Annotated in this window: 10 protein-coding genes and 1 tRNA gene; 9 read left to right on the top strand and 2 right to left on the bottom strand. The window is 65.6% G+C overall.

Annotation, left to right across the window (positions count from 1 at the left end):
* Positions 1-147 precede the first annotated feature (147 nt).
* The 3 genes from RAD10_RS29480 to pepT all read left to right on the top strand — a co-directional run bounded on the left by RAD10_RS29480 (position 148) and on the right by pepT (position 2,110).
* Positions 148-224 (top strand) — tRNA-Asp (locus RAD10_RS29480).
* A 203-nt stretch (positions 225-427) separates the two neighbouring features.
* The gene (locus RAD10_RS29475) at positions 428-757 is read left to right on the top strand and encodes an HU family DNA-binding protein (RefSeq protein ID WP_091965285.1); all 330 of its coding nucleotides are present in this window, start codon (positions 428-430) and stop codon (positions 755-757) included.
* A 102-nt stretch (positions 758-859) separates the two neighbouring features.
* Entirely contained in the window at positions 860-2,110 is a 1,251-nt protein-coding gene (gene pepT, locus RAD10_RS29470) for a peptidase T (RefSeq protein WP_461620253.1), read from the top strand.
* A 50-nt stretch (positions 2,111-2,160) separates the two neighbouring features.
* Here pepT and RAD10_RS29465 read toward each other — a convergent pair whose 3' ends face one another.
* Positions 2,161-3,048, bottom strand: a complete 888-nt coding sequence (locus RAD10_RS29465) for a hypothetical protein (protein WP_461620252.1) — start codon at positions 3,046-3,048, stop codon at positions 2,161-2,163.
* A gap of 348 nt (positions 3,049-3,396) precedes the next feature.
* On the opposite strand from RAD10_RS29465, the gene RAD10_RS29460 reads away from it, so the two are divergent.
* The 6 genes from RAD10_RS29460 to RAD10_RS29435 all read left to right on the top strand — a co-directional run bounded on the left by RAD10_RS29460 (position 3,397) and on the right by RAD10_RS29435 (position 10,590).
* On the top strand, positions 3,397-3,630 hold the full coding sequence (locus RAD10_RS29460; RefSeq protein ID WP_461620251.1) for a hypothetical protein: 234 nt from the start codon (positions 3,397-3,399) through the stop codon (positions 3,628-3,630).
* A gap of 121 nt (positions 3,631-3,751) precedes the next feature.
* Positions 3,752-4,114, top strand: coding sequence for a hypothetical protein (locus RAD10_RS29455; RefSeq protein WP_461620250.1), 363 nt, complete (start codon positions 3,752-3,754; stop codon positions 4,112-4,114).
* A 54-nt stretch (positions 4,115-4,168) separates the two neighbouring features.
* The gene (gene ihpA, locus RAD10_RS29450; protein WP_461620249.1) at positions 4,169-5,443 is read left to right on the top strand and encodes a divalent metal ion exporter subunit IhpA; all 1,275 of its coding nucleotides are present in this window, start codon (positions 4,169-4,171) and stop codon (positions 5,441-5,443) included.
* Positions 5,440-6,414, top strand: coding sequence for a divalent metal ion exporter adaptor subunit IhpB (gene ihpB / locus RAD10_RS29445; RefSeq protein ID WP_091965280.1), 975 nt, complete (start codon positions 5,440-5,442; stop codon positions 6,412-6,414). Before ihpA ends, ihpB begins: the two co-directional genes overlap by 4 nt.
* On the top strand, positions 6,407-9,625 hold the full coding sequence (locus RAD10_RS29440) for an efflux RND transporter permease subunit (protein WP_461620248.1): 3,219 nt from the start codon (positions 6,407-6,409) through the stop codon (positions 9,623-9,625). The genes ihpB and RAD10_RS29440 overlap by 8 nt, the downstream gene beginning before the upstream one ends.
* Before the next feature lie 2 nt (positions 9,626-9,627).
* On the top strand, positions 9,628-10,590 hold the full coding sequence (locus RAD10_RS29435) for a cation diffusion facilitator family transporter (protein ID WP_461620247.1): 963 nt from the start codon (positions 9,628-9,630) through the stop codon (positions 10,588-10,590).
* A 6-nt stretch (positions 10,591-10,596) separates the two neighbouring features.
* Here RAD10_RS29435 and RAD10_RS29430 read toward each other — a convergent pair whose 3' ends face one another.
* Positions 10,597-12,144, bottom strand: coding sequence for a hypothetical protein (locus tag RAD10_RS29430; RefSeq protein WP_461620246.1), 1,548 nt, complete (start codon positions 12,142-12,144; stop codon positions 10,597-10,599).
* Between the last annotated feature and the right edge of the window lie 43 nt (positions 12,145-12,187).

Below are 12,187 nucleotides of genomic sequence, written 5' to 3'. Positions count from 1 at the left end.
GGGCTGACCGATGGCCGCCTCCGGGCGGCCTTTTTCGTTTTCCAGAGCAATGCTTAGCCGAGATGCACCGTGCCAGCGCAACGTCCTTGACTTCACTCAGCCCCGCCTTTAATTCCCCCCTCGTTCCGCGCGCATCGAGCGAACCACGCGGGAGTAGCTCAGTTGGTTAGAGCGCCGGCCTGTCACGCCGGAGGTCGCGGGTTCGAGCCCCGTCTCTCGCGCCATTTTGGCAACCCCTTCATAGTCTTAGCTTGAACTCCTCGACTTCGGCCGCATCTGCGCCGGCGATTGCCTGCCGCTGGCGGGAACTCTCGGCATAGTCAGCCCGCGCCCGAATCGTCTACGTCTCAAAGGACTTAGAGGGATCCCCACGCATTCTCGGCTTTTCCAGGGATACCCTGTCATTGGACAACCGAGGAGGCCAGTCATGGCTAAAAAGGATACGGCCAAGAAGGATTCGGCGAAGAAGGCAGCCGCTCCCGCCACCATCACGCTCAAGCACCTCGCCGCCGATATCGCCGAGAGCCAGGACCTGTCGAAAAAGCACGCCGAGGCGGTCCTGACCGACATGGTCGATTTGATCGCCAAGCACCTTCGGAAGGGCGACCGGGTCCGCATCGTCGGGCTCGGCATCCTCCAGGTCCGCAAGCGCGCCGCCCGAACCGGCCGCAATCCCGCCACCGGCGAGCCGATCCACATCAAGGCCAGCAAGAAGGTCACTTTCCGCCCGGTCAAGGAACTGAAAGAGGCGATCTGAGCCAAGGTTTCATTAAGCCTGATCTCATCTCGTTCCGGCCGCAACGCGGCCCGCTTTCTGGTATACCGCCTCTCTTCCCCTGACCCGGCGGTTTGAACAGAAATGTCCTCCCTCACCTTTTCGCATACCGTGACCGAGCGCTTCCTGCGCTACGTCACCATCGACACCCAGTCCGATCCGGAATCCCCTCACTCGCCCTCGACCGAGAAGCAGAAGGATCTCGGCCGCGTGCTCGCCGCGGAGCTGAAGGCCATGGGCGTCGCGGACGCGCATCTCGACGATTACGGCTACGTCTACGGAACGATCCCGGCCACCACGGACAAGAAGGTGCCGGTGATCTGCTTCTGCTCGCACATGGACACTTCGCCCGACGTCACCGGCAAGGACGTGAAGCCGCAAGTTCTGAAGAACTATCGCGGCGGCGACATCACCCTGCCGGGCGATGCCAGCCAGGTGATCCGCTTCAATGAGCATCCCGCGCTGAAGAACCAGATCGGCAACGACATCATCACCACCGACGGCACGACGCTGCTGGGCGCCGACAACAAGGCGGGCGTTGCCGAGATCATGGATGCCGCGCACTTCTTCATCAACAATCCCGATGTGAAGCACGGCACCATCAAGATCCTGTTCACGCCGGACGAAGAGATCGGCCGCGGCGTCGACAATGTCGACATCAAGAAGCTGGGTGCCGATTTCGGCTACACCATGGACGGCGAAAGCGCCGGTTGCGTCGAGGACGAGACCTTCTCGGCCGACGGCGCCACCATCACCATCAACGGCGTCAGCGCCCATCCCGGCTACGCCAAGGGCAAGATGGAGCATGCGATCAAGATCGCGGCCGCCATCGTCGAGCGGCTGCCGAAGGAAGGCTGCTCGCCGGAGACGACCTCGGGCAAGCAGGGCTTTCTGCATCCGATCGGCATCGAGGGTGCGCTGGAGCAGGCGAGGCTCTCGTTCATCGTGCGCGACTTCACCGAGGAAGGGCTGAAGGAGAAGGAGGTCCTGCTCGAGACCATCGTCAAGGACGTGATGAAGGACTATCCGCGCTCGACCTACACGTTCGAGGTGCGGGAGCAGTACCGCAACATGAAGCAGGTGATCGACCGTCACCCGCACGTGCTCGAATACGCCATCGAAGCGATCCGCCGCGCCGGCTTGCGCCCGATGCGCACCGCGATCCGCGGCGGCACCGACGGCTCGCGCCTGTCCTTCATGGGCCTGCCCTGCCCCAACATCTTCGCCGGCGAGCACGCGTTTCATTCGCGGCTCGAATGGGTCAGCCGGCAGGACATGGAAAAGGCAGTGCAGACCATCGTGCATCTCGCGATGATCTGGGAGGAGAAGGCCTGAGGCTTCCGTCCGTTATGGCCGGGCTTACGCCCGGCCATTTGTTTCAGAGCTTACGGCACCGGCATTGCGCGCGGATTGCGATGGAAGCGGTTTGAACTCGCCATCCAGTTCGGCAATGGTTCGCCATCGCGATGCCGCCCGCCGGCCACTGCCGCAGCCCACGCCACCGCGGCGCCGATCAGGGTCGCGGCCGCGACCGAGAACGCCACGATGATCGAGTTGCGCCGCGCACGGTTGATGGCGGTCTTGGAGTCCGCGATCAGCGCATCGACCCGCCGTTCGGCGTCGGGGGCCTGCAGCCCCGTCAGACCAGCAACCTGCTGCACCAGATAGGCTCGGTCATCGGTACTGATTCCGCTATGGCTGGACGACGTCATCAGAATCCGTCCCGCCTCAGCGCGTGCCTCCCTCAGATCGATGTTTGGGGCGCGACGCGGCGCGCGGAACAGCTTGTCGAGCTCATAGCTGAGCAGCGGCTCGGCCGCGGACGCATTGCTTGCCGAGCTGCGCATCGGCGAACGGTCGATCGCGGCAGCGCCGAGCAGCGCGAGCAGAGCCGCGCCAGCCAGCACGGCCAGGGCCCAGGAGGTCAGCCCGTGCAGGCCGTCCCGTCGTTCGCCATCGTCTTCGATCGTCACCAGCGCGGGCGCCGGTCGCGTCGTCCGGCCGGCGATATAGCCGCCGAACCCGAAGCTGATGATCGCCTGGATGATCAGGTACAGCCCGGACAGCAGCGCCAGCGCCGCCGAAGCATCGCGCCATGTCGGCGAGGCTGAACTGACACCTAGGCCGACCGCGACGCCAAAGCCGATCAGGATGAACGACATTGCACCGGCGGCGAGAGTGCCTGCGAACACCGAGCTCCACTGGATGGTCCGGCGGTTGTCGGACGCCGCCCCGCCGCCCTCCATCATGTCTTCCCGTACGAGCGTTTCCATTGCCGTTCTCTCAGCGCAGGCCGAAGAACGACAGGATCGCCATGATCACGACGATCAGGCCGATCAGATAAATCAGTCCGTCCATAGTCCCATCCTCCTCAACATTCCTGATCGCTAATCGGGAGGAATGAGGAACGTTCCTAATTCGGCATCGAGGTGCGGAACGAACCGGCCCGATGTGCATTGTCTGTTCAAGTCCCAAGGATGAAGATGTGAGCACGAAGGCCTCAGCCGGTCAGCCCCGGGCTGGGGCCTTCCTTTTGCGCTTCCTGTCCTATGTTAACGACGCCGGCTCTCCGATCATGAAGGATGCCACCGGGGCGGAACCTCCGGATCGGGGAGAGCCGCGTGGACCGCAGAACGGCGTGCCTTCATCAGGCAGATGCATTTCGGGAAAAGGCGATCGCCGATCCCGAGCAGCACGACAGATGGATCGATGAAGCCATCAAATGGCTGGAGCGGGCGATGGAAGCCGGCCGTTGCGCAATCGTCTCGGCCGAAGCCGGCGACACCGGCGATGTTCCAGAGGTGGCATGCGAAGTGGCAGCCGACGCTCAACTCGGCCTGATCACGCGTCAATGAGACGCGTTGGCATTTGCGGCCAGCACTGCGGCAATTCTTCAAGGGACGTAACAATGTTGCGGGTCGACACTGTTCCCGCCCCCATGCTAGGCCGGGCATAGACCGCAACCAGAGTGACGTCGTGCCCACGAACCGCCAGCCCTCAGGAACTTGCCGCCAGCGCAACTGGCGCGGGCTGCTGTCTGTGCTGATCGCGGTCGTCTACCTGCTCGCGAGCGCGCTGCATGGCTCGCACGACATCGACGTCACCACGCCCGGCGGTGGCTCGGAGATCGCCGCGGTCCTTGATGGCCCCACGGGCCATAGTGACCACAAGGCCGTCGGCGGACATCATTGCCATGGCTGCTTCTCGCTGACGGTGACACAGCCGGCGCCTGCGGCCACATCGGTCGCGCCTGCAGCCGCATCGAGCCCGCAGCATGCGCCCCGGCTCGCCGGAATTACCCCCGATACCGATTCCCCGCCTCCCAAACATATTGCCTGAACGGATTGGTCGGGCGTCCGCGCCCATTAGGTTCATCCTTCACAGGTCGGTTTTATGTTTCGCAGGAGAATGGCCGCGCGCCTGGCGTGCGCGGTGGCGTGTCTGATTGCAGGATCGGCGATTGCGCCGTCGCACGCCCAGACTTTGACGATGCGGAGCGCGCTGTCGCGCGCGCTGGCCGCGAGCCCGCGGCTGACGGCGGCGGAGCGCGACGTCGGCATCGCCACGGGCCAGCGCATCCAGGCGGGCGCCCTGCTCAATCCGGAACTGTCGTACGAGCAGGACGATTCATTCGGCTCCGGCAAATACCGCGGGACCCGATCGGCCGAGACCACGCTCCAGATCAGCCAGGCCTTCGAGCTGTTCGGCAAGCGCGACGCCCGGATCGCCGCCGGCGCGGCCGGCATCGAGGTCGCCGCGATCCAGCGCAAGGCGATCAGGCTGGAGGTGCTGTCGGAGACCGCGATCGCCTTCCTCAGCGTGCTCGGCGCGCAGCGGCGCATCCAGATCCTCGACGAACAGATTGCGGCGATCGACCGCTTGACGCCGCTCTTGCGCCGCCGCGTCGAGGCCGGCGCCTCCTCGCCGGCCGAGACCGGCCGCGCCGAAGTCGCCTCCGCCCTGGTGAAGGCCGATCGCGAGCGCTTCAAGGCAACGCTGGCCAGCGCCCGGCGCGAGCTTGCGGTGCTGATGGGCGATCCCGCAGCGAAATTCGGCGAGGTCTCCGGCCGGCTCGACACCATGGGCAAGCCGCCGACCTTCCAGTCGGTGGTCGCCGCCATCGATGCCAATCCGCAGCTGGTGCGCTGGACCGCCGTCTTCGCCCAGCGCAATGCCGAGCTGCTGCTAGCCCGGCTCAAGCCCTATCCGGACGTGCGGATCGCGGCCGGCTGGCGCCACTTCAACGAGACTAATGACGATGCGGTGCGGCTCTCCCTCTCGGTGCCGATCCCCGTGTTCGACCAGAACCAGGGCAACATCCTCTCGGCGCAGGAGAGCCTCGCCAAGACCAAGGCCGAGCGCGAGGCCAACCGCAACGCCTTGATCGTGATTGCCGGCCGCGCCTATGACTCGCTGCAAGGCTCGCTGCGCGAGCTCGCCGTGCTGCGCGAGACCGCCATTCCCAAGGCCGTCGAGGCGTCCGAGGCGATCTCGCAAGGCTACGGCCAGGGCCGCTTCACCCTGCTCGAGGTGCTCGACGCCCAGGCGAGCGTCACCCAGGCGCGCCTGCGCGAGCAGGAGGCGCTTCAGAATTTCCACGCAGGCGTTGCGACCATCGAAGGCCTCGTCGGCAATCCCTTCACGCTGGCGCGGGAGAGCGCACGATGAAGACCTCCTCCACCATTCTCGTCGCCATCGTTGCCGCCGCGCTCGGGGCTTACGGCTACTCCCTGCTCGCGCCGGCCACGCCCGCGCATACCGAGCACACTGAGCATTCCGAAAAGAAGCCAAACGACCATGTCGAGCAGGATGAGCACGGCGCCGACCGTATCCGCATCTCCGACGTCAAGCTGGCGGCCGCGGGCGTCACGCTCGCCGAGGCCGCGAGCGCGACCCTGACCGACACGCTCGCCTTCAACGGCATTCTGCGTGCCAACCAGGAAGCCGTGGTGCAGGTGACGCCGCGCTTTCCGGGCCTCGCCAAATCGATCCAGAAGCGCATCGGCGACAAGGTCGGCAAGGACGATCTGCTCGCCGCGATCGAGAGCAACCAGAGCCTCACCGTCTACGAGCTGAAAGCGCCCATAGCCGGAACCATCATCGAGCGGCAGATCTCGCTCGGCGAATACGCCTCCGAACAGAAGCCGGCCTTCGTCGTCGCCGACCTCTCGACCATCTGGGTCGACCTGTCGATCTACCGGCAGGACCTCCGGCGTGTCCACCTCAACGACGAGGTGCTGATCGATCCCGACGATGGCCGGGGCGAGATCAAGGGCACGATCTCCTACATGGCGCCGATCGGCTCGAGCGAGACCCAGACAGCGCTTGCACGCGTGGTGCTGCAAAATCCGGACGGCCGCCTGCGTCCGGGCCTGTTCGTCACGGCACGGCTGATCCTCGCCGCACGCAACGTCGCGGTCGCCGTGCGCCGCAGCGCGATCCAGACGCTGGAGAACCGGACCATCGTGTTCGTCCGCGAGGACGGCGACAAGATCGAGGCACGCCCGGTCGAACTTGGCGATTCCGATCCGCGCCATGTCGAGATCAAGGCCGGCCTGTCGGCCGGCGAGCACTACGTCGCCGAGAACAGCTTCGTCGTGAAGGCGGAGATGGGCAAGGGCGAGGCCGAACATGATTGAGCGCCTGATCGCCGTCTCGCTGCATCAGCGCTGGCTGGTCCTCCTGCTTGCGCTCGGCGCCATCGCTTTCGGGGCCTGGAATTTCCAGCGCCTTCCGATCGACGCGGTGCCAGACATCACCAACATCCAGGTCCAGATCAACACCCGCGCGCCCGGCTATTCGCCACTCGAAACCGAGCAGCGCATCACCTTCCCCGTCGAGACCGCGATGGGCGGACTGCCCAAGCTCGACTATACCCGCTCGCTGTCGCGCTACGGCCTCAGCCAGGTGACGGTCGTCTTCAAGGACGGCACCGACATCTTTTTCGCCCGCCAGCTCGTCGGCGAACGCATCCAGCAGGTGAAGGACCAGCTTCCGGCTGGCGTCGAGGTCGCGATGGGCCCGGTCTCGACCGGGCTCGGCGAGATCTTCATGTACACCGTCGAAGCCAGGACGGGCGCGAAGACGCAAGGCGGTCACGACTATTCGCTGACCGATTTGCGCACCATGCAGGACTGGATCATCAAGCCGCAGCTTCGCAACGTGCCTGGGGTGATCGAGGTCAACACCATCGGCGGCTTCGAGCGGCAATTCCACGTGCTGCCGGACCCCGGCAAGCTGATGGCCTACCGGCTCGGCTTTCGCGACGTCATGACGGCGCTCGCCGCCAACAACGCCAATGTCGGCGCCGGCTATATCGAGCGCAACGGCGAGCAATATCTGGTTCGCTCGCCGGGCCAGGTCGGCAATATCAGCGAGATCCAGGACATCGTCATCGGCTCGCGCGGCGGCAATCCTGTCCGGATCAGGGACGTCGCGACCGTCACGGAAGGCCGCGATCTGCGCACGGGCGCCGCGACGCGCGATGGCGAGGAGACCGTGCTCGGCACCGCCATGCTGCTGATCGGCGAGAACAGCCGCACGGTGGCCCGCCGCGTCGCAGCCCGGCTCGAGGACATCGCCAAATCGCTGCCCGACGGCGTCGTGACGCGAACCGTCTACGACCGCACCGATCTGGTCGAAGCCACCATCCGCACGGTCAGGAACAACCTCCTCGAAGGCGCGGCCCTGGTGGTGGCCGTGCTGTTCCTGATCCTCGGCAACATCCGCGCCGCCCTCGTGGTGGCCTGCGTCATTCCGCTGTCCATGGCGATGACGATCACCGGCATGGTCGAGACGAAGGTCAGCGCTAACCTGATGAGCCTCGGCGCGATCGACTTTGGCATCATCGTCGACGGTGCCGTGATCATCGTCGAGAATTGCCTGCGCATGCTGGCCGCGGCCCAGCGCGAGAAAGGCGGCCTGCTCACGACCTCTGAGCGGCTGCGCGCGATCCTGCGCGGGTCGAGCGAGGTGATCAAGCCGAGCCTGTTCGGAACGCTGATCATCGCCGTGGTCTATCTGCCCGTGCTGACGCTGACGGGCGTCGAGGGCAAGATGTTCACGCCGATGGCGCTGACCGTGCTGATGGCGCTGGGCGCCGCGGTGCTGTTCTCCATCACCTTCGTGCCGGCGGCCGTCGCCATCTTCGTCACCGGCAAGGTGTCCGAGCACGAAAACCTGTTCATGCGCATGGCCAAGCGCGCCTACCTCCCCCTGCTCCGCTTTGCCATCGACAACCGGCTCGCGGTCGCCGTCATGGCCGCATTCATCGTGGTCGCAAGCGGCATCGCCGCTTCGCGGATGGGCGGCGAGTTCATTCCGAGCCTGGACGAAGGCGACGTCGCGCTGGCCTCGATCCGGATTCCCGGCACCAGTCTGACGCAATCCCTCGACCTGCAGAAGGCACTGGAAAAGCGCATCACGCAGATTCCGGAGGTGAAGGAGTTCTTCACCCGCATCGGCACCGCCGAGATCGCCACCGACCCAATGTCGCCGGCGCAGACCGACGGCTACATCATGCTGAAGCCGCGCGCGGAATGGCCCGACCCGGGCAAATCGAAATCGGAGGTGATCGAAGCGATCGACAAGGCCGCCGACGACATTCCCGGCAGCGCCTACGAGATCTCCCAGCCGATCCAGTTCCGCGTCAACGAGCTGATCTCGGGGGTGCGCAGCGACGTCGGCGTCAAGATCTTCGGCGATGACCTCGACATCCTGCAAGGCGCCGCCAAGCAGGTCGAGGCCGCGATCCGCGGCATCCGCGGCGCCAGCGACGTCAAGATCGAGCAGGTCGCAGGGCTTCCGATCCTCACCGTCCGCCTCGATCGCCAGGCGCTCGCCCGCTACGGCCTCAGCGTCGGTGAGGTGCAGGGCATCGTCGAGATCGCCGTCGGCGGCAAGTCGGCCGGCAAGCTGTTCGAGGGCGATCGCCGTTTCGATATCGTGGTTCGCCTGCCGGAGCATCTACGCGGCAATCTCGAGGCGATCCGTGCGATCCCGATCCCGCTGCCGCCCGGCGAGGACGCAGCAACCGGCACGGCCGTTCGCACCGCGCTGTCCGCCTCCCCGCTCACCCAGATGCGCTATGTGCCGCTGTCGTCGGTCGCAACCGTAGATGCCACGCCCGGCCCGAACCAGATCAGCCGCGAAAACGGCAAGCGACGCATCGTCGTCACCGCCAATGTCCGCGCGCGCGACCTCGGCTCCTTCGTGGCCGAAGCCGAGACGGCGGTCGCCGAGAAGGTCAAGCTGCCACCCGGCTACTGGATCGGCTGGGGCGGACAGTTCGAGCAGTTGGTCTCCGCGACAAAACGGCTGATGATCGTGGTGCCGGTGGCGCTTCTGCTGGTGTTCCTGCTGCTGTTCATGGGCATGGGATCGGCGGCTGACGCGGCGCTGGTATTTTCCGGCGTGCCGCTGGCGTTGACCGGCGGCGTCGCCGCGCTGCTGCTGCGCGGCATTCCCCTGTCCATCAGCGCCGGTGTCGGCTTCATCGCGCTGTCGGGCGTCGCCGTCCTCAACGGCCTCGTCATCATCGCCTTCATCGAACGGCTGCGCAGCGAGGGGCGGCCCATCGCGGACGCCGTGCGCGAGGGCGCGCTGACGCGGCTGCGCCCGGTGCTGATGACGGCGCTGGTCGCCTCGCTCGGCTTCGTGCCGATGGCGCTCGCGACTGGTGCCGGCGCCGAGGTGCAGCGTCCCCTGGCGACCGTGGTGATCGGCGGCATCATTTCCTCGACGGTGCTGACATTGCTGGTGCTGCCGGCGCTCTACGTGCTGTTCCGCCGTGACGTCGCAAACGAAACGCCTACAATGGCGCCTGATTTGGCGGCTTCCGGGGAGCGCTAGGATTGGGCAGCCACGACCATCACGGTCATCACCACCATGATCATGGCGACCATGGACATGGTCACGACCACGGTCACGGCCATGTCCATGCCCCCGCGAATTTCGGCAAGGCGTTCGCGATCGGCATTTCGCTCAACACCGCGCTGGTGGTGGCCGAGACGGTCTACGGCTATCTCGGCAACTCCACCGCCCTGCTCGCGGACGCCGGTCATAATCTGTCCGACGTGCTCGGTCTGGTCGTGGCCTGGGGCGCCTCGATCGCGGCGCGGCGGGCGCCTAGCGGCCGCTTCACCTACGGTTTTCGCGCCTCCACCATTCTGGCGGCGCTGGCCAATGCGGTGTTCCTGCTGGTCGCGACCGGCGCAATCGGCTGGGAGGCGATCCTGCGGCTGCGCGAGCCGGAGCCGGTCGCGGGCGTCACCGTGATGGTGGTCGCCGGCATCGGCATCCTCATCAACGGTTTTACCGCCATGCTGTTTGCGAGCGGGCGCAAGGACGACATCAATATCGAAGGCGCCTATCTGCACATGGCCGCCGACGCTGCGGTCTCGCTCGGCGTCGTGGTCTCGGCGGCCCTGATCATATGGACCGGCTGGCTCTGGCTCGACCCCCTCACCAGCCTCGTCATCTGCGCCACTATCCTGTGGAGCACGACCAGCCTGTTGCGCGGCTCTGTCGACATGTCGATGGCGGCAGCGCCCAAGGGCACCGACCTCGCCGCGATCAGGTCGTTCTTGCTCGCGCGTCCCGGCGTCACGGCGATCCACGATCTCCATGTCTGGCCGATTTCGACCACCGAGACGGCGCTGACCTGCCACCTCGTCATGCCCACTGGGGCCGGCGATGCCTTCCTGATGGAAACGGCGCAGCTCCTGAAGACGACCCATCGCATCGGCCACACCACGCTTCAGGTCGAGACCCATCCGGACAATGGCTGCGCGCTGGCGCCGGATGATGTGGTGTGACCGCGTCTATGCCTCGCCGCGCTCGGCCCGGTCGGCCCTGGCCCTGGCTCTGGCCCCGAGCCAATCGAACAGCACACTCCCCAGGATCGCGCTCGAGCCGGCGAGGAAGGGAATGACGTAGTACGCGTAGCGATTGAGCCCATAAACGAGGAAGGTCGGAAATGCGGCGCTGGCCAACGCCAGCAGGATCATCAAGCTGCCGCCGGCGACGAGGCGGCCGGTCGGCCACCGCACCAAACCCGCATGGCTCGCAGGGACGCCAATCAGAAGCACGAGAGCGAGGCCGAGTGTCGCCGAGGACAGCCACCAGATCGGACCCGGGAAATCGTCGTATTCAGTCGAAACCTGCACCCCGCAGCACAGCGCGACCAGTTCCGAGTTTGGCGCGTAGCCACGCGCAAAAAGGCGGTTCAGGGTGAGCTGAAGCCGATCCGCGGAGAGCAGCCGCGACAGTGGCCACCAGGGTTTGTAGTAGTCGTGAACCAACTGTCCGGGTTTGAGCCCGGTCGGGCTGTCAAAGAACGGGAACCTGTCGCGGTCCATGAAATATTCGTAGCCCTGCGGATTGGGCGTCCGCCGCGCAACCGAATTTGCGTCGAACAGCAGGAAGTACATTTCCCGGAGAAAGTGCTTCGTGAGGTGTCGATAGAGCGTCGACGGCGTCGTCAGCGTTTCGATGAAGATGTCACGCACGACCCGCTCGAGATCCACTTCGCTGTCGCCGGGCTTCGCCAGCCGGTGTATCGCGCCGAACGGCCACTGATAGACACCGGTGTCGGGCCATCCCTGAGGAGTGTCCGCAGCCCGCATCTGCTCGACGTATCCCCGCGCCTGCGCCTTCCGGTCGAGATGAACGCCGTGCTCGAAATCGCCGGAATAGCCGACCACGAAGGCCATCGCGGCCACGATCTCGTTGCCGGCGGGGCGTTTGCCGATCGCCAAGTTGATCGCCGCCGGCGTCAGGTAGACGGCCGAGGTGAAAAAGCCTGCCAGTGCAAGCACACCAAGCCGGCGCAGGAGCCCTGCGTCCAGCACCACCACCAGCCACAACAGAATGACCGCGGCCTGTCCTATCGCCGCCGACCGGCATGTCATCACGGCGCCGAGCGTCAAGCCCACGGCCGCTGCGGCCGGCAACGCCGGCCATTTCCTCAAGGCGGCGCCCGCGGCGATGAAGGCCGCAAGACTGACCAGGAAGTTGGAGATCGTCTCCGCACCAATCGTGTTGTCGTAGTGGACGATGCGGCCGTGCAACGCCGCCAGACAAAAGGCCACGAGCGCGAAGAAACGCGGCGCGCCGGCAAAACGCACGATCCCTGCAACGAAAAGCGCAGTGCCGACGCTCATCAGGTGCTGCGCGATGACGAAGACGAGGATGTGCGGGCCGAACAGTTTTGACAGCAGCACAAGGAAGGCGGCCACGCCGTACGGCCGCTTCATCATATCCTCGAGATATTGTCCTCTCAGGATGGATTCGGCCTGTATGATATAGGCCGCGCTGTCCTCATGGATGAAGTGATCCGGCCAGTTCATCAGGAAAGCAAGATGAACCATCAAGACCAGGCCGATTGCGCAAACCCAGACCCAGAACCACGCC

This window comes from Bradyrhizobium sp. 23AC (assembly GCF_054863025.1).
Note: the sequence above shows the minus strand (reverse complement) of the source record. Positions and strands in the feature narration are given on the sequence as shown.

What these genes read in the sequence shown, in the direction of transcription:
- RAD10_RS29475 (WP_091965285.1), top strand. Translation starts at nt 428, where the DNA reads ATGGCTAAAAAGGATACGGCCAAGAAGGATTCGGCGAAGAAGGCAGCC.
- pepT (WP_461620253.1), top strand. Translation starts at nt 860, where the DNA reads ATGTCCTCCCTCACCTTTTCGCATACCGTGACCGAGCGCTTCCTGCGC.
- RAD10_RS29465 (WP_461620252.1), bottom strand. Translation starts at nt 3,048, where the DNA reads ATGGAAACGCTCGTACGGGAAGACATGATGGAGGGCGGCGGGGCGGCG.
- ihpA (WP_461620249.1), top strand. Translation starts at nt 4,169, where the DNA reads ATGTTTCGCAGGAGAATGGCCGCGCGCCTGGCGTGCGCGGTGGCGTGT.
- ihpB (WP_091965280.1), top strand. Translation starts at nt 5,440, where the DNA reads ATGAAGACCTCCTCCACCATTCTCGTCGCCATCGTTGCCGCCGCGCTC.
- RAD10_RS29440 (WP_461620248.1), top strand. Translation starts at nt 6,407, where the DNA reads ATGATTGAGCGCCTGATCGCCGTCTCGCTGCATCAGCGCTGGCTGGTC.
- RAD10_RS29430 (WP_461620246.1), bottom strand. Translation starts at nt 12,144, where the DNA reads ATGGTTCATCTTGCTTTCCTGATGAACTGGCCGGATCACTTCATCCAT.